At 43.6% G+C, this 17,623-nt stretch carries 16 protein-coding genes, 1 tRNA gene, 1 pseudogene and 1 riboswitch; of the genes and pseudogenes, 13 read left to right on the forward strand and 5 right to left on the reverse strand.

What is annotated here, in order from left to right; translation table 11 throughout:
* Positions 1-202: 202 nt before the first annotated feature.
* The 3 genes from B3182_RS00610 (at position 203) to B3182_RS00620 (ending at position 2,842) form a co-directional block, all read left to right on the forward strand.
* Complete coding sequence (locus B3182_RS00610) at positions 203-832, forward strand: hypothetical protein (RefSeq protein WP_292356372.1); 630 nt, start codon at positions 203-205, stop codon at positions 830-832.
* A 265-nt stretch (positions 833-1,097) separates the two neighbouring features.
* Positions 1,098-1,709: a hypothetical protein gene (locus B3182_RS00615; RefSeq protein WP_292356370.1), complete on the forward strand. Its 612-nt coding sequence runs from the start codon at positions 1,098-1,100 to the stop codon at positions 1,707-1,709.
* A gap of 149 nt (positions 1,710-1,858) precedes the next feature.
* Complete coding sequence (locus B3182_RS00620; protein WP_292401135.1) at positions 1,859-2,842, forward strand: hypothetical protein; 984 nt, start codon at positions 1,859-1,861, stop codon at positions 2,840-2,842.
* A gap of 160 nt (positions 2,843-3,002) precedes the next feature.
* Here B3182_RS00620 and ilvD read toward each other — a convergent pair whose 3' ends face one another.
* Positions 3,003-4,676 carry a dihydroxy-acid dehydratase gene (gene ilvD / locus B3182_RS00625; protein ID WP_292356367.1) on the reverse strand — a complete coding sequence of 558 codons (1,674 nt, stop codon included), beginning with the start codon at positions 4,674-4,676 and terminating at the stop codon, positions 3,003-3,005.
* A 397-nt stretch (positions 4,677-5,073) separates the two neighbouring features.
* On the opposite strand from ilvD, the gene B3182_RS00630 reads away from it, so the two are divergent.
* Both B3182_RS00630 and B3182_RS00635 read left to right on the forward strand, forming a co-directional pair.
* On the forward strand, positions 5,074-6,081 hold the full coding sequence (locus B3182_RS00630) for a fatty acid desaturase (protein ID WP_292737935.1): 1,008 nt from the start codon (positions 5,074-5,076) through the stop codon (positions 6,079-6,081).
* 511 nt (positions 6,082-6,592) lie between these two features.
* Positions 6,593-8,122 (forward strand): annotated as a pseudogene (locus B3182_RS00635) (methyl-accepting chemotaxis protein); the annotation flags it as partial.
* A gap of 322 nt (positions 8,123-8,444) precedes the next feature.
* On the opposite strand, the gene B3182_RS00640 reads toward B3182_RS00635, so the two are convergent.
* A complete protein-coding gene (locus B3182_RS00640; protein ID WP_292356362.1) occupies positions 8,445-8,717 on the reverse strand; it encodes a winged helix-turn-helix transcriptional regulator in 273 nt (90 codons plus the stop codon).
* 138 nt (positions 8,718-8,855) lie between these two features.
* On the opposite strand from B3182_RS00640, the gene B3182_RS00645 reads away from it, so the two are divergent.
* From B3182_RS00645 to B3182_RS00655, 3 genes are all read left to right on the forward strand, one after another.
* On the forward strand, positions 8,856-9,866 hold the full coding sequence (locus B3182_RS00645) for a zinc-dependent alcohol dehydrogenase family protein (protein ID WP_292356360.1): 1,011 nt from the start codon (positions 8,856-8,858) through the stop codon (positions 9,864-9,866).
* 293 nt (positions 9,867-10,159) lie between these two features.
* Positions 10,160-10,246, forward strand: a riboswitch (cyclic di-GMP riboswitch).
* Between the two features lie 16 nt (positions 10,247-10,262).
* Entirely contained in the window at positions 10,263-10,913 is a 651-nt protein-coding gene (locus B3182_RS00650; protein WP_292356358.1) for a hypothetical protein, read from the forward strand.
* 132 nt (positions 10,914-11,045) lie between these two features.
* Positions 11,046-11,122, forward strand: a tRNA-Arg gene (locus B3182_RS00655).
* A 235-nt stretch (positions 11,123-11,357) separates the two neighbouring features.
* Here the strand turns inward: B3182_RS00655 and B3182_RS00660 are convergent.
* From B3182_RS00660 to B3182_RS00670, 3 genes are read right to left on the reverse strand one after another with little or no spacing between them, the layout of a single operon-like run.
* On the reverse strand, positions 11,358-11,981 hold the full coding sequence (locus B3182_RS00660) for a DUF502 domain-containing protein (RefSeq protein WP_292356356.1): 624 nt from the start codon (positions 11,979-11,981) through the stop codon (positions 11,358-11,360).
* A 34-nt stretch (positions 11,982-12,015) separates the two neighbouring features.
* Complete coding sequence (gene dsrE2, locus B3182_RS00665; protein ID WP_292356354.1) at positions 12,016-12,480, reverse strand: sulfur carrier protein DsrE2; 465 nt, start codon at positions 12,478-12,480, stop codon at positions 12,016-12,018.
* 4 nt (positions 12,481-12,484) lie between these two features.
* Positions 12,485-12,718 (reverse strand): sulfurtransferase TusA family protein, encoded by a 234-nt coding sequence (locus B3182_RS00670; RefSeq protein WP_292356353.1) that lies wholly within the window; start codon positions 12,716-12,718, stop codon positions 12,485-12,487.
* Between the two features lie 96 nt (positions 12,719-12,814).
* Between B3182_RS00670 and B3182_RS00675 the strand changes: the two genes are divergently transcribed.
* From B3182_RS00675 to B3182_RS00695, 5 genes are read left to right on the forward strand one after another with little or no spacing between them, the layout of a single operon-like run.
* The gene (locus tag B3182_RS00675; protein WP_292356352.1) at positions 12,815-14,263 is read left to right on the forward strand and encodes a M48 family metalloprotease; all 1,449 of its coding nucleotides are present in this window, start codon (positions 12,815-12,817) and stop codon (positions 14,261-14,263) included.
* Entirely contained in the window at positions 14,260-14,748 is a 489-nt protein-coding gene (locus tag B3182_RS00680; RefSeq protein ID WP_292356350.1) for a thiosulfate oxidation carrier protein SoxY, read from the forward strand. Before B3182_RS00675 ends, B3182_RS00680 begins: the two co-directional genes overlap by 4 nt.
* Entirely contained in the window at positions 14,748-15,065 is a 318-nt protein-coding gene (soxZ, locus tag B3182_RS00685) for a thiosulfate oxidation carrier complex protein SoxZ (protein WP_292356348.1), read from the forward strand. The genes B3182_RS00680 and soxZ overlap by 1 nt, the downstream gene beginning before the upstream one ends.
* A complete protein-coding gene (locus B3182_RS00690; RefSeq protein ID WP_292751121.1) occupies positions 15,062-16,777 on the forward strand; it encodes a histidine kinase in 1,716 nt (571 codons plus the stop codon). Before soxZ ends, B3182_RS00690 begins: the two co-directional genes overlap by 4 nt.
* Positions 16,767-17,411, forward strand: a complete 645-nt coding sequence (locus tag B3182_RS00695) for a response regulator (protein WP_292356344.1) — start codon at positions 16,767-16,769, stop codon at positions 17,409-17,411. Before B3182_RS00690 ends, B3182_RS00695 begins: the two co-directional genes overlap by 11 nt.
* Positions 17,412-17,623: the final 212 nt, after the last annotated feature.

Here is a 17,623-nt window from a genome sequence, read left to right on the forward strand (position 1 = left end):
AAAAATACGAAGGTTGGATTGTCATAACAATGTTATGGCCATCCTCTTCGTCATTACCTTATAGCCCTTTCTTATATTTTTAATTTTAAAAACTATTACCCATCACAGTATTAAATACTGTCGAAAAAATAGTGTGATTACTTTAAATATTTAAAGCATTTTATATCTTGAAAAACAGAAATTAATTTAAAGGAGTTAGCTTATGAAAATTTCAAATAAACTAACATTTATTGCGTTTACCTTGTTTTCAGCTTCCGCTTTCGCTCAAAATCCATATGCAAAACCGGACAATAGCTGGATTAGTATTCATGGCACAGTGACCTCCGTATCTGCGGATGAATTTGAGCTTGATTATGGTGATGGACTGATTTCAGTAGAAATGGATGATGGCGATCGTGATGCTGATGGCTACAAGCTGGTTAAAGGTGATGAGGTAAGAGTTTCAGGCACAATTGATGATGACTTCTACAAGCTCACCACGATCGAAGCTGGCAGCGTATATGTCAAAAATATCGATACGTACTTTTATGCCAGTCCGATTAATGAAGAAAACTTTGGCTATGATGTGATTTCACCTAGCGTTAAAGACACGGTTATTAAAGGCACTATTACCAGTGTCGACGTAGGTGGTGATGAGTTTATGCTTGATACTGGTTTTCAGGAATTAACTGTAGAAGTTGATGAGCTAGTTTTGAATCCTCTAGATGACGAGGGATATCGTCAACTAGACGTAGGTGACCGAGTGAGTGTGAACGGTCAAATTGATAACGACTTATTTGAAGGACGGGTATTCGAAGCCGATTATGTAACCACACTTCAAAGCGCTTCATAACTACCCTTCCATTACTGGGATTGTCATTATGACAATCCCTTTTTTATATGTAATTTGCAATTTAGTTCATTGTTATTGATCACAGTAGATTCAGAGGCTGAGTAAAAGAATCTCATCGTATATGTAAATTTTGAAAACGATAGAATTTTTCAAAGTCTGCTGAAAGCGAGATATGTCCTTTTTGTGGCGTAAATGATTAAGAGACTAATGAAAAAATTAAGCACTTATTTAAAAAATATTTGAATGAATATCAAGGGGAGATGTTATGAAAAATAGCCACATTACGACTCTCGCAGTCTTTGCTCTATTAAGTGCTTCGGCTGTCGCGGAAAATCCCTACGCAAAAGAAAACAATAGTTGGATCAGTATCAACGGAGAAGTGGATTCTGTTTCTACCGACCAATTTGAGCTTGATTATGGTGAGGGTAATATCACAGTAGTAATGGAGGACGATGACCGAAAAGGTTACCAGCTGAAAAAAGGGGATGAAGTCAGAGTATCAGGTCTTATGGATGATAATTTTTATAACGACTCTGTTATCGAAGCGGGGAGTGTGCACATCAAAAATGCTAATACCTATTTTTATGCTGGAGCAATGGACGAACAAGACGTCGATTTTACCGTCATGTCTCCTATCCTAAGAGATACAGTTATTAAAGGTAATATCACCCACGTCAGCTTAAAAGACGAGGAATTTACCCTTGATACTGGCATACAGATGTTAACGGTAGAAGTGGATGAGATGCTCTCTAATCCATTAGACAATGAAGGATATCTGCAATTAAGCGTGGGTGATCGAGTGAGTGTTAACGGCAAAATCGATAATGACTTATTTGAAGGTCGAGTATTTGAAGCGGTTTCCGTAACAAAGATTTAGTTTTTCAGCCGAAGGTTATTGTCGTTTTACTCAGTCTACCAGGCTAATTTATAGCCATTCTGCCCATTAAAATCGATAAATATGATGAGGTATAAAGTAACAAATAACTTTTGAATTAATCATATATTACAAAAATTAAGGAGTGACCGATGACAGACTCTACTCTTCATACTGGACCTTATGTCTCCAACCATTCCACCTTGACAGCCATCATTGCTGGCACGGTGGTGGCACTTGGACTAATGGTAATGTTTACTCTCCTCGGCCTGTCACTAGGCATCGCTAGTCTAGAGGCGATCGGAGATGGGCTGGGTATTGGCGCAGCAATTTATATTGTTGTGACCCAACTAATTTCGCTGGCTGTGGGTGGGTTTGCAGCAGCCCGCTTTATGACAACATTTGATACGAATTCAGCTGCGTTGGCCGGCTTGGCGGTTTGGGCGTTAACTACGCTTACTGTCGCTTATATGGGCCTTAATGCTGGGACATCAGCCATCAGCACGTCATCATCTCTTGTGGCACAAACAGTTGAAACATCAGCCGGTGCCGTAAAAGCGATAACACCGGAAGATATTTCGTTGCCGGACATGTCAGAGATCTCCGGTTCAATTTCAATGGCCGATTTGCCACCTCAGCTTCAGCAAGCTTTGCAGGAAGCTGGCGTGACTCCCTCACAACTTCGTGCTGAGGCACGAGAAGCATTTCGAAATGTGATTAGTCAACAGGAAATGAACCGGGCGCGATCGCTGGTCACCGCCACACTGTCTGATATCGTGGCGCAGCCCCACACATTCTCGGAAGAAATGAACAATTTACTGGATCGGTTAGTGATTGGTGAAAATGCCGTATTCAATGAAGAAGATCTAAACCAAGCCCAAAATACGTTGGAAATGCGACTCGGGATCACACCTGCACAAGCCCAAGAATTAGTAAACGAAGTGCAGGAGCTTTATAACTCAGCTGTGGAAACTTTGCGTCAAACTGTTTCTGAATTACAGGAACAAATAATTGCCGAGGCTAAAGATATTCAGGATGCGGTCGCTGCGGCTGCGTTGTGGCTTTTTATTGCATCTCTTCTCGGTCTTGGAGCGGCAACTGCTGCAGGTGTGTTTGGTCGCCGTTCTGTAGTATAAAATTGTGTCACGTGGACTATTCAAAGATTTGCTGTGCACCAAAATGACTAATGCAAAATAGTTAGTCGGATCCTTCCAACCCACTGCACAAATGTGCAGTGGGTTTTGTTTTTTTAGCGTTTTAGAAATTTCGGTTTATCGTTTTCGAAGATAACGAGACTCATAAATTTTTATCGGTAACTGCCCCTTCAGATGCTGAAGAGACGGTTTTGGCATATTTAGCTAAAACTCCTCGGGTATAGCGGGGTGGAATTGGTTTCCATGCCATACGTCTTTTTTCGATATCGCTGTCGCTCAGATGAAGGGTGATTTCAGCCGTTTCAGCATCAATTGTAATTTGATCACCATTTTCAATCAGTGCAATCGGGCCGCCATCAAAAGCTTCAGGAGTTATGTGTCCGACTACAAAGCCGTGACTTCCACCGGAGAAACGACCATCGGTTATTAAGGCAACATCATTACCAAGACCTTTGCCGATAACGGCTGAAGTAGGGCTAAGCATTTCCCGCATGCCGGGACCGCCTTTCGGGCCCTCATAACGGATAACGATGACATCACCTTTCACCACGGTGCCATTCAAAATATCCTGCTGTGCCTCTTCTTCAGAATGAAACACCCGGGCTTTACCGGTAAAACGTAACCCTTCCTTACCGGTGATTTTAGCGACAGCACCCTCTGGGGCTAAATTACCTTTAAGAATGACCAGATGGCTGTCTTTTTTGATGGGCCGGTCAAATGGGCGGATGATGTCCTGACCGGCAGGATAGGATGCTACATCAGCCAGATTTTCCGCCAGGGTTTTACCTGTTACGGTCAAGCAATCGCCATGTAACAAGCCACGATCCAAAAGCTCTTTCATCAACGGCTGAATTCCCCCGATGGCAATCAGTTCGGACATCATGTATTTGCCGCTGGGGCGCAGGTCAGCCAGTACCGGGACTTGACTGCCGATCCGGGCGAAATCATCTAATGTGAGCTCAACATCCACCGCATGGGCCATCGCCAACATATGTAAAACGGCATTTGTCGAACCTCCCAGCGCAATAAGTGTAGTAATGGCATTTTCGAAGGCCTGGCGGGTCATGATGTCGGTGGGTTTAATGTCGTGTTCGAGCATATACATCACTGCAGCGCCTGCCCGGCGGCAATCCTCTGTTTTGGACAGAGACACAGCTTCTTGTGCCGAACTGTTTGGCAGACTCATACCCAATGCTTCAATTGCTGAAGCCATGGTGTTGGCCGTGTACATACCGCCACATGAACCCGCGCCGGGAATAGCCGTTTTTTCAACTTGCTGCAAATCAGCAGACGTCATATCTCCCCGGGCATGTTGCCCAACTGCCTCAAATACAGAAACAATATCGGTATGACCAGCACCGGGTTGTATCGTACCACCATAGACAAATACTGCCGGTCGATTGAGGCGAGCAAGGCCAATCAGACAGCCCGGCATGTTTTTATCGCAACCGCCAATTGCGATCAGTCCATCAAATCCCTGGCAGCCAGCGACGGCTTCGATCGAATCAGCAATAACTTCACGGGAAACCAATGAATATTTCATGCCAATAGTGCCATTAGCAATGCCATCAGAAATGGTAATGGTGTTGAATATAACCCCTTTACCGCCTGCTTCGTCCGCTCCCTGGCAGGCTAAATCGGCCAGTTGATTAATGTGCATATTACAGGGCGTGACCATGCTCCAGGTGGAGGCGATACCTATCTGTGGTTTTTTGAAGTCCGCATCATTGAAACCCACGGCACGTAACATCGCTCTGGCAGGAGATTTGCCAGTACCGTCTACCACTATTGATGAATATTTGCGTGTATCTGTCATTGCCTGACCTTTTAAAACGGTTAATAGATAAAACTGACTCTCATCCAATATGAGGAGAGCCCATCACGGAAAATGAAATCCACTTTCATATGATTCAACTTAGCGAAAGACCTTATCAGTTCCTGCTCTAAACAGACAGTTAGAAACTATTCAGATTCACAATGAAGCCATCACTCAACTTCGCATCAAAGCATAGCCAATATTAAGAGAAATGAACTTAGGTTAACAAAAAGGTGGGCGCAAATTACATTGTCAGTGTGCGAAAGCGCACAGACACTTCACCATGAATAAGAGCATGCTGATTCGTGCTTCGAACGTCCAAGCAAGCACCACGCCGAGGCCGCAGCACCCGGTATGTTAAGCCGGACGAGACAGGAACCTGAAAATGAAATCTACAATGAAAAATAACGACATCTCCAGCGAACCGCGCACCATTATGCGGACCTTGAAAGACTATCGCACACCACGTATCGCCCGCAGTATCATTGAACTGCTGGTTACATTGGTCCCTTTTGCTCTTCTCTGGACGCTATCCTGGGCGACACTGAGTGCCGGACACTGGCTTGGTCTTCTGATCACTATTCCTGCCGCGGGATTTCTTGTTAGGTTATTCATGATCAAACATGACTGCAGCCACGGTGCCTTTTTTTCTTCAAAAGGGGCCAATGAATGGGTTGGACGGATAATCGGCGTGTTGAACCTGACTCCCTTTGACTTCTGGCGTCACACCCACAGGCACCATCATGCGCATTCCGGTAATCTCGATCGTCCGCGTATTGGTGGCATCGATACCCTAACGGTTGAGGAATTTCGAGCTTTGCCTCGCAACAAGCGACAACGTTACCGATTCTATCGTCATCCTTTGGTACTGTTCGCTCTCGGCCCAGCGTACCTATTTCTGCTCGACAATCGACTGCCAGTAGGTTTCATGCGTGCAGGGTGGATGCCATGGCTGAGTACCATGACCACCAATGTGGCGATTCTGGTCATTGTTGCCACGATGATGTGGCTGGTTGGTATCGGCCCCTTCCTCATGGTGCAGTTGCCAATCACGCTGATTGCAGCAACGATAGGCGTCTGGCTCTTCTATGTTCAGCACCAATTCGAGCACACCTACTGGGAGCACGAATCCAACTGGACTTTACAAGAGGCCGCACTGCACGGTAGTTCACACTACGATCTGCCTCGCATTCTGCGCTGGTTCACTGCCAACATCGGGATTCACCATATTCATCACCTCAGCAGTCGAATTCCCTTCTATCGTCTGCCCGAAGTCCTGCGTGATTATCCCGAACTGCGTGAAATGGGTCGCATTACCCTTAGGCAGAGCTTCGCTGCTGTGCGTCTGGTCCTGTGGGACGAGGAGAAGCAGCGACTTGTCAGCTTCAGAGAGGCAAAGGCCTAATCTGACGGGAATACGCTTTGCGCGTAGGGTAGATATGTTAGGTTCGAACTTGCATTTAGGCGTGGTCGGGCTTCGAGTTTATTGGATATTCACCTATCATATTGCTGACACCGAAATATTGCTATAAACCTTTAACCTAAGCGTTAAAGCCAAATCTAAGGTTTATACTGGATGTGCCCCTGTTATAATTGCTGCCAATTTCCCTATAGCTCAGATGGATAGAGCGTCCCACCTCCTCCAAAAAATATTCCGCGTCATGTCTATGGTGCCGTTATGCATCGTAAAACTATAAAGTTATTAGGTGCTTAGCGTAAAGTCCAGCTAGGCTGCTTGAATGACTGATCATAGTTCAACAACACACTTAATTTCCTGCGCTAACAAAAACTCAGAAAACGAACGCAATGAAATACAAACTTTTGAATACATGTATGTGTCTGTCACTTGGTTGTGTGATCTAATTGCGTGTAACCAACGTTAATAGGATACGATTAATCTTTAAGTAGGAGCCATTATGTGGTTTAGTTCGAAAGTAAATCGAAAAGAGTTGGCAGAACAATTAGTTATCACACATCAAACAGCAGCTGTTGTGGTTGATAGTGATCGTAATCTTATCGCTTCCAATCCGGCATTTAGCGAAATAGGCCGTAAACTTAACGGTTTAGACCGCAATGGTGTCTTAAAGTCCTTGATTGATCATTATGATAAAGCTAATAAAACCATTGCTTTTGATGATTTTCATCTACGCCAGCATATTTTCTCGTTGACAATTAAAGGTCTCGAGTCTTGCTCACTTTATCTTTTTGAACCTTTACCTGAGAAACTCTTAGGTGAACAAGCTTGGCAACAACTATTAGCTTTTAGTGAAAATATTTATGCTGTTTTTGATAATCACAATAATTTAGTCACATCCAATATAGATTCGGTTGATGCTGATGAGATGTATTCTGTTTTCGATAGTCCGCAATTGTTGAAGGCTTTGCAAAACGCCATCAAGATTACAGATCGAAAACTTCGCTTATCTGAGAATGATGATTTTTATTATCAAGTAACCCACTCCACTCTTGATTCTGATAGCGGCCCGTTATCAGCTTTCTTATTATCTAAACAAACGCAACTTGCAGACTACAAGCAGTTCGAAATGTTATCCAAAGTAGTAAGTAACACAAGTACAAGTGTATTGATCACTGATAAAAATGGGTTTGTCGAATATGTTAATCCCGGTTTTGAAAAGCTTTCAGGATTAACACTTGCAGAAGTAAAAGGTAAAAAGCCTGGAGTTTTATTACAGCGTGAACAAACTGATACAGACACAATTAAGCGGATTTCTCAAAAACTTAAAGCACGAGAGCCGTTTTATGAAGAGATTTTAAACTTTACCAAAGAGGGTGTGCCCTATTGGATAGTGTTGTCAGTGAACCCAATTTTCAATGAAAAGGGGGAACATACTGGGTTTGTTGGCGTGAGTTCTGATGTACGTGAAATTAAACGTCTGGTCTTAGAGCAAATCAACCAAAAAGATGCTATTAGCAGTCATTCGGCGGTGATGGAGTTTAATCAAAGTGGGCAGTTCATTTCAGCTAATCAGTTTACTTATGAACAATTAAACATTGTCGACGAAGTGCAAATGCAGTCTTTACTGGGAAATTTGAAAGATCATTTAGATGAGCCTCGCAAACAATTGATCGAAAAAGGTGAACCCACCGCGGTGATGATTAAACTGGCTCATCAAGGTGGTGAAGTAATTTTAGAGTGCATAATCTCAGCAATAACAGATTTAAACGGCAATATTTCTAAGTACATTGTGTTTGGTAGCAATGTCTCTTCTCGAAATAAGCTGGTGGCTGAAACTCATCTTTCTATGTCGAATGTGTTAAGTAAAATTCAAGCCACAGTAAAGACAATAAATGCAGTAGCCGATCAAACTAATCTGTTAGCGCTTAATGCAGCCATTGAGGCAGCAAGAGCTGGTGAAGCTGGACGAGGATTTGCGGTAGTGGCCGATGAAGTTCGCAACCTTTCGAAAAAATCGAATGAAGCAGCGGTTCAAATTGGTCAACTGATTAACGAAACTCAGTCGCATGTTGACGAGCTGGCTTCTTTTTTAAGTGAGTAATGTTTCTATACCGAAGAATAGTGTTAGCGTCAGCGCAAAGTTTATTCGTTCTCAGCTCAAATGCTTGTCCGACCCGTTAGGCAGGTGATCAAACACTCTAACGCTAGTGCAAATGACGTTTCAATTCAGATTAGGAAATCTCAAAAGCTATACCTAAATCCCTAATACTAATAGTTGAAACCCTGACGATTATAATTGCCGACAATGACCCTTTAGCTCAGATGAATTAGAGTGTACTCAAGCCGATTAGCTAAAGATCATTTTCAAGGGTCCAGTTTTTTAGTTCTTCAAGTATAGTCAGGGCATTCAATCCTCTAGCCGCAATTTTGTATTGGACCGCGACAGGTTTGCTTGAGATCACATCTCTGGTGATCAGTTTATTTTCTTCCATTGCCTTCAACCTCTCTGCCAGGACTTTTTTACTGGCCCCGGCAAGTTGTCTCGCAATTTCATTAAAACGCATGGGCTGATCTTTCAGGTGCCACAAAATGGAGCCTGTCCATTTATTACCGATAATTCTCATTCCCCTCTCAACTGGGCAAGGTTTATAACAAGTCTGGTCGTTTTCTCTCATAGTTATTTGTAGGTTACAAAAAGTTAACTGGTTGACTATTGTAACCTGAATGTTAGTTTGTATGTTTAGACAAACTAGAGAGCAGACATGAAAGGTAAATCAATTTTCGTCGAAGCGGGTGGTGGCTTTGATAAAGTTAGCGTAGAAGAAACAGAAACAATCTCGCCAGGTGACAGCGAAATTCTGGTCAGACTTCATGCTAACTCGCTTAATTATCACGATTATGCGGTCGTCAAGGGGCTCTGGCCTGCATCAGAGAAAAGAATACCTATGGCTGATGGTGCCGGTGAAGTAATAGAGGTGGGGCCAAACGTGACCGAATTTAAGGTCGGTGATAGCGTTGTGAGTACGTTTTTCCCTTCTTGGTTAAGCGGTGAACCAGTCGTTGATGGTTTCTCAACTGTTCCTGGCGATGGAGTAGATGGTTACGCAAGAGAATATGTCACGGCAAAGGCTGAAGCTTTCACCAAGTCACCCTCAGGTTGGTCTCATACAGAATCTGCGACGTTGACTACAGCAGCCTTGACAGCATGGCGGGCTTTGTTCGATTTTAATCAGCTCAAATCAGGTGATACCGTTCTTCTTCAAGGGACTGGTGGTGTATCCATTTTCGCTTTACAGTTTGCCAAAATGGCAGGCGCCAAAGTGATTGCCACTTCATCCAGTGATCAAAAACTCACTAGGTTGAAGGAGCTGGGAGCAGATCATGTGATCAATTATAAAAAAGAACCTAAATGGGGCTTTTTAGCCAGAGAACTTAATGATGGAAAAGGTGTTGACCACGTCGTTGAAATTGGTGGTGCTGAAACATTGGAGCAGTCTCTAAACGCTGTACGTATCGCTGGCCAAATTTCGTTAATCGGTATTCTTTCTGGACAGACTTGCGATATAAATATTGTGAAGACTTTTGTGAAACAGGTTAGGCTTCAGGGCGTCCTTGTTGGTAGTAGAGTCCATCAGCAGGAGATGATTAAAGCTATCGAGGTTAATCAGCTAAAACCAATTATTGATCGTACTTTTGCTTTAAAGGACATTGTCAAAGCATTTGAGTACCAAGAAACGAATCAGCATTTTGGTAAAATTTGTTTAGAGTTTTAAATGAAATAAAAAAGCCCCTGATGAGGGGCTTTTTTAATTTATTAGCCGCTCAATCCCCGACAGAATGCTTCAGAATTCGTCGGTCTAAAATAGCCCTGCTATAATTGTGGCCGATGTCCCTGTAGCTCAGATGGATAGAGCGTTGAACATTTATCTGTCCAAAATGAGAAGGATAGGGCTGGGATTACATTATTAGCTCTAATAATTAACATCAAAGATTTATTAATTAGTACTAAAGTACAATACTTTTTAATAAAATTTAGTGTAAGTTCGAAAGAGTGATCTAATCACGCTATTTATTATGCCAAACTTGGCGTGAGCCTTGGACGGAAAATTACAGCTGTGCTTTTAAGTAAAGGTATCAGGGCTGGGTTGCATACTTTAAGGAGTTCACCGATGAATAAGATGATAGCTACGATAATCTTCTCATTATTTTCTTTATCTGCTTTTGCCGCTACAGTCGACATTGATTTGAGTGGGGCTACCACTTCCACCCTTATTGATGCTGATGGGGCAAGTTTCTCACAAACTTTCACAGGTCAGACTGCATCTGGCTCAGCAATTTCAGGTTCCCCTACAGGGCCATTATCACTAACACCAAGTGGAACAATAAGAGTTGTCTCTTTTGATCCAGGTTGCACAGGTTGTGATTCTGGCAATTCACTTCTTACACCCTCAAGTTTTCAGGGCCCATTGTCGATTTTGTTTGATTTTAATGCCGACAGTTTTTCATGGGTGATGGGAAGCTCTGTTGCAGGATCCAATGTTGCTGCAGATTTATTTTCAAATAGTGGTAGTTTAATCAACACAGTACTAATCAGCATGCTGGAAGGGTACAACAAATACTCTATCTCCGGCTTGGGTGCTTTTGCAGGAATTACTTTTAGAGACAATAACGACCCAGCTGGAGTACGTTACATGGACATGTCTTACAATAGTGTTGTCGGAGTCTCTGAAGTTCCAATCCCTGCCGCCGCTTTCATGTTTGCGCCTGCATTGCTTGGACTCATGGGATTACGTCGAAGAGCAAAAAATAAAGTCGCTTAACTTTATTTCTTTCAGAAAGCCGTGATGATTAATTTCATCACGGCTTTTTTATTTGTATAACTTCCGTTCAACCGCCAATTGGTTTGTTTCGAAGTGAAGCCGATCAGCTTGACTGATATAATTGCGGCCGATGTCCCTGTAGCTCAGATGGATAGAGCGTCCCCCTCCTAAGGGGAAGGCCACAGGTTCGACTCCTGTCAGGGACACCAATAATAATCAATAGATTATTTTTGACTGGAAATGAATAATAGCGGGATAGTCATTCGCATACTCCCCATCAACTTTTAGAACCTTCATTTTTTCTGTAACAAATTTATCGATTTGTATTAGGTTTATCAGATTCAGAAAGTTGAGGTTGGGAAAGGAATAAATATCCCACTGGGTAATGGATACGGCGCAACTAAGAAAGTAATGACAATTCTTTACCAGTTGCCTTGTGAAAAATTATTTTTCAACAATGATTTTTGGTTGATGGCTTTCTGTTTCACTATCTGAAAGTCCTGCGGTCAGGATCCAGCGCATCGTGTCTTCATTCGACATTTCCAAAGACCGAACCTGATCTCGTGAAACGCAAATTGTATAGCCACCAACTTGATAGCTCATTGGCAGGTATATGGCGACCAGATTATTTTCCTGATCCTCCATGCCTAAAACATGGCTAACGTTATCCTTCACCAGAAAGCCAATCAGCTGAACCCCACCGATGGTGACAGCAACAGCATTGCTGAGACTTTCCTGCTGTTTCTCGCGAGAGAAAAAACGCGTGAAATCTCGTAATGCACCATGAATCGATTTCACCAGCGGAATGCGATCCAGGATGGATTCACCCATATCAAACAGTCGTTTGACCAGCCAGGCATTAACGGCAATTCCAATCACAAAAATTAACCCTATAGCCGCTAATAACCCAAGCCCTGGCCAATAAAAATCATAGGGTAAAATGGCAATCATTATCGGACGTAATGCACGCTCTGCTGTAACAGCCAACCAATAAATAAGATAAAGCGTCAGGGTGACGGGTAACGCTGTCGCCAAACCTTTTAAAAAAGTCTTCCAGACAAATTGCATAAAGCTGTTCCTATTCCAAACCGAATACGGTTATTCAGATGTATAAAGTTATATCGGCTTCGCTGGCAAATTCCAGAAAGGTGGCAGCGCCTCCATGACTGATTCCATCGATAAAATCTGAATTTTTAAAATCAAACAAATCGACAGTCATTTGGCAGGCAATTAATTCAACATCTGACTCCAGACAAATCTCACGTAATTCAGCAACACTGGCAACACCTTTCTTTTTCAATTTGCGTTGCATCATCCAGGTAGCAAAGGCTTCAAGCCCTGGAATAATTTGCACGATACTGGGGACCGGAACAGGCATGGGCATAGCAGGGTTGCCTAAAGGAGAGACTTTAAGAGACATATCTTTCTTAAGCAATTGCAAACCGTAAAAGGTAAAAAATATTTTGGCTTCAAACCCTAGCGCCGCTGCTGTGGAGGCCAGTAGAAATGGTGGATATGCACCATCTAAAGTACCTTTACTTGCAATTATGGCGAGTTTTTTGGCCATGCAGTCATACCCCTTTTTCGATGATGAAATACAATTTTCCGTCGACTTCTTCACTACTGAGTAGCGGATTACCAGTCATTTTGCAGAAGGCCGGAATATCTTTTAGCGCGCCAGTATCGGTACATATGAGTCGCAGTCGCTGAGAGGCTGACATTTCATTGAGCATCTTACGCGCTTTAAGCACTGGAAGTGGACAGTTTAAACCTGATGTATCAATTTCTGTATCAAAATCTGACATACTGATTTCCTTTAAAATATCCGTTCACATGATAAACGCAAGCGGCGTTTTTGTCTTTGTGGAACCGGTCTTAATGAGCCAAGGTCTATAGGCGTTATGAAATATCTTATCGCTACAGTTATATTTTTGATGAGCAATCAAGGCATTGCCCAGGCAAACCTGGATATTGCGTTGCCAGAAATGGGGGACAGTGCGGGTGCTCTGGTTTCGCCTGTGGAAGAGTATCAGGTCGGCCAGTCTTTTTACTGGAGCCTGCAGCAATCAGTGACCCTGGTTGATGACCCGGAAGTGAATAGTTATATCAACTCACTTGGACATCGTCTGGTGACCAATAGTGATGATCCCGGTCGTTCTTTCACTTTTTTTGTGGTACCTGACAATTCTGTTAACGCTTTTGCCGCGCCAGGCGGTTTTATTGGCATTCATACCGGACTGATGCTGACGAGCGAAGCAGAAAGTGAGCTGGCATCGGTCATGGCGCATGAGATAGCGCACGTTACCCAACGGCATATTCTGCGTAATTTCGAACGTTCTAAACGCATGAGTATTCCGATGACCGCTGCGATGATTGCTGCGGCTTTATTGGGGGTGGCTGACCCGAGTGCAGGTTCGGCTGCTATCATGGCGGTACAGGCTGGGAATGTGCAAATGCAACTGGATTACAGTCGGGCACATGAAGCTGAAGCCGATAATTTGGGCATGCAAACTCTGGTAAATGCAGGCTTTGACCCAAATGCGATGCCACGTTTTTTTGAGCGGTTGCAGATTGCAGGTCGCTTCTACGGTGGCGACCAGATTCCGGAATTTCTCAGAACTCACCCAATCACCGTGTCCCGTATTGCAGATGCCCGTGGACGTGCTGCCAATCTTGAACCACGGCCCCAGATAAGAGATACCAAAAAGTTTTATCTGATGCGTGAAAAAGTGCGTGTCATGACATCTGCAAATCTGCGTGAATTGATCAAAACCTATGAAGATAAGCTGAAAGAAAATACAACAGAAGATCAGTCTGTCACTCGATATGGTTATGCCCTGGCATTATTGAAAAATAGCAACTATACCCAGGCTCGTGATGAAATTAATGACTTAATCGATTTGGATGATAATCAGTTAAGCTATCATCTGGTGCTGGCGGATATCGAAATTGCGTTGGGAAGAATGGATGCAGCACTGGCAATTTATAATGATTTTCAGCGGGTTTATCCGGATGATTGGGCGCTTTCTATCAAGCAAGTTCAAGCCTTGTTGAGAGCCAATGAACCACGTAAAGCGATTACTATTTTGCAACGTCAATTAGATGTCGGTGAATCTTCTGCGGATTTATACAGATTATTGGCCAAAGCTTATGGTGATATGGGACAGAAAAGTAAATCTCATGTCTGGCTGGCTGAGCATTATCATAGTTCTGGTCAGTTGATGCAGGCTGCAGATCAGCTCAGAATTGCAGCAGACTATGCCCGAGGTGATGAATTTGAACTCGCTAAAATCAGCTCACGTTTGAGACAGGTTGAAACGGATATCGCAATGATGGAAGAAATTCGATGAATGATAATTTAGATAAATATCGTCGAAAATTACTAAAGCAATCCATCTCTGCTTCAACGCTGGCTTTGGTAGCGGCTAGTGGTTTAATGGCTCCAAGAATTCTATTAGCACATTGGCCTCAGGATGCTTTCAATGCAGAAACATTGGAAGATGCGATATTAACGTTTCTGGGAGAGGCTGAAGAGGTTAATGAAGAAGCCATTCAATTCACAATTGGTTCTCCTCCTACCTATGCTGTGAATGGGGCCAGTGTTCCGGTTGAAATCAGCAGTAGTCTGGAAAATATTCAGCGAGTGGCATTATTGGTGGAGAAAAACCCTTTCCCTCTGGCAATGGCCCTTGAACCCACTTCTGTAGTCAGCTTTCCCTTTAAAACAATGCTTAAAGTCGCCGAAGATTCGGAGATAATTGCCATGGTCAGGGCGGATGGTAAGCTTTACCGAACCAGTCGTTATGTGGAAATTGATATTGGTGGGTGTGCCTGATGACAACAAATTCCAGAGATAGAATACGGGCCAAATTGCTGGAGGGTAATACGCTAATCAGAATTTTACTGTCCCATCCAATGCATACAGGGCGGGGTAAAAACGAGCAGGAAGAGCTGATTCCGGCTGAATTCATTCAGGACATTCGCTGCTGGCGTAACCAGGAAGAAGTGTTAACGGTGAAATGTGGTACGGCAACTTCACGTAATCCTTACTTTGCCTTTCAACTCAAAGGAGGGGAAATCGGAGATACGATCAGTCTTCGCTGGGTGGATAATCTTGGTGGCAAGGGAACAACGGAAACCAAAGTGGTATGAGCCTGAAACTTCGCGCCAATTTATTTTTTGCCATCCTGCTTTTGTTATCAATGCTGGGCAGTGCCGCAATTCTTATAACCAACGCTAAACGTTCTGTTGAAGCAGAAGTTATTTCAACCATGGATGCAACAGCACACATTATCACCGTCACGCTGGCGGGCGGTACGCTTACTCGCAATACCAGTGTCAGTGAGCACATGCATGAATTAGTGCGTGCATTAAGTGAAATTCGCAGTCTGCATATTTTGTTGTTTGATCGCCAAGGACTGCTTTTTGAAGGCACACCGGAAAAAGAGTTGTCAGTCCAGCCTCCTGCCTGGTTTGTAAAGTTATTGTTCCCAGATCTCACGCCACTTTCCAAACGTTTTGGTACCGGCCATATGGTTATCTATCCTGCTCCCATGCAGGAAATCAGTGAACGCTGGCAGGATATTCGCGCCATTATGGCGCTGGGTATGATTATTTTTGTGGTGGTTGCCTTTTTCATCTATTGGGGTGTGGGCTGGGTAATCAGACCATTACAACGATTGTTGGATGCATTGGCTGGGTTTGAGCGCGGTGATCTGCACATGCGATTACCCCGTTTTTCGCTGAAAGAAATGGATCAGATTAGCCAAAATTTTAATCGGGTCGGCGATGCTTTGGAACAAAGCACGAACGAAAATCGCCGCTTAGCGATGCTGGTGAAACAATCCGGTGATGCGATACTTTCCTTGGATCATGCCGGTTACATCACCTTTTGTAATGCTGCAGCCGAAAGGCTATTTGCTGATGTACCAAATTTATTGGGTGAATCATTGGCCTCCATGCCCTTTCAGCAAGATCGAAACAGTATTATTGCTGTTTTTAATGGCTTTCAATCAGTGGAAAACCTGGAAACGACACTTGAGCGGCGTGATGGTGAACAGCTTTCACTATTAATATCGACCGTACCATTAACTGAAAATGATGGTTGTGTCGCCGGTATGATTTGTACATTGCGTGATATTACGGAGCATAAACAGGCCGAAAAAGCCCGTGCCCAACTTTATGAAACTCGGCTATTAACCAAGCACATGGATCAGGTGCAGGAAGCTGAACGACGGCATTTAGCCCGTGAACTGCATGACGAACTGGGACAATGTTTGACGGCAATTAAAACCGATGCGGTATTAATTCGTAACCGCTCGGAAGAAACAGATAGGAAAATTTATCAAAGTGCCCAGGCAATTATAGATACCGCCAGTCATATATATGATGTGGTTCATAACATGATAACGCGTCTGCGGCCGAGTCCGTTGGATGATCTAGGGCTGGTGGCTACCTTGCAGGAGAGCATCAGCAAATGGCAACAGCGTCAGCCCGAGATTGCCTTTAATCTAATTACTGAAGGCCAGTTAAATGGCTTTGATGAAGCAACAAATATGACGGTGTTCCGTGTCGTGCAGGAAGCATTGACTAATGCCGTTCGGCACGCTGACGCAGAAAATATTATGGTGAAAGTCATACGCGATAAAACCGAAAATTCAGATCAGTTAAAGATTAATATTCGCGATGATGGAAAAGGCATGGTCGTCAATGATTTTCATTCTGACGTCGATTTTGGCTTGCTAGGCATGCGGGAAAGAGCGCAAAGTCTGGGAGGAAGTTTTGATTTGGAAAGTCAGTTAGGTGCAGGAGTCAACCTGACTATTACCATACCACTGGGGGTAAACGTTCACCATGAGTCTTAATAAAATAACGGTTTTATTGGTTGATGATCATGAATTGGTTCGCGCAGGTTTTCGTCGTTTACTTGAAGATGGTGACAAATTTGACGTAGTAGCTGAAGCGGGTTCCGGGGAACAGGCGGTTCAGGATTTTGCCAAATATCACCCGAATGTGGTGGTAATGGATATTTCCATGCCGGGCATTGGCGGTGTCGGTGCAATTGAACGGATTATTGCCCGTGAACCTTCAGCCAAAATTCTGGTGCTTAGCGTACATGAAGATAGTGTATTTACCACTCGTGCCATGCAGGCCGGTGCATTAGGATTTATCCCTAAACGCAGCGCGCCTGAAGCCATGTTAAAAGCTGTTGAAATGGTTTCTATGGGTAGAACCTGTATTGCTCCGGAAATTGCTCAACAACTGGCAATGCAAAAGTTAACCGGATCAGAAAATCCTCTGGATGTTCTCAGCCAGCGCGAGTTCGAGGTCTTTCGCCTATTAGCCGAAGGTAAGACTGTTAACGAAATTGCCGATATTTTGAATCTAAGCCCTAAAACAGTGGGAACTCACCACACCAATATTAAACAAAAACTCAATGTTTCAAACTCTGCCGAATTAGCCAGACTGGCTATTCGTAGTGGGTTGCTGGAAGCCTGACTGACCGCATTCATTAGACTTATTGCTCACCAATCTGCTGTCGATGAAATAGCGTCTGGATGCTTAATATATCAATTCAGACAGTGCGTTATGAGTTCTCTGTCACATCAATAACGAGTTGTAGGCTGCAGTTCGTTGGCCGCATACTATAATCTTAGAGTTTATTGATTTATTAGCCACATCAGAAGCGGCTCTGAAAGATCAACAGACCC

It is taken from the genome of Methylophaga sp. UBA4204 (genome assembly GCF_002379485.1).
GTDB lineage: Bacteria > Pseudomonadota > Gammaproteobacteria > Nitrosococcales > Methylophagaceae > Methylophaga.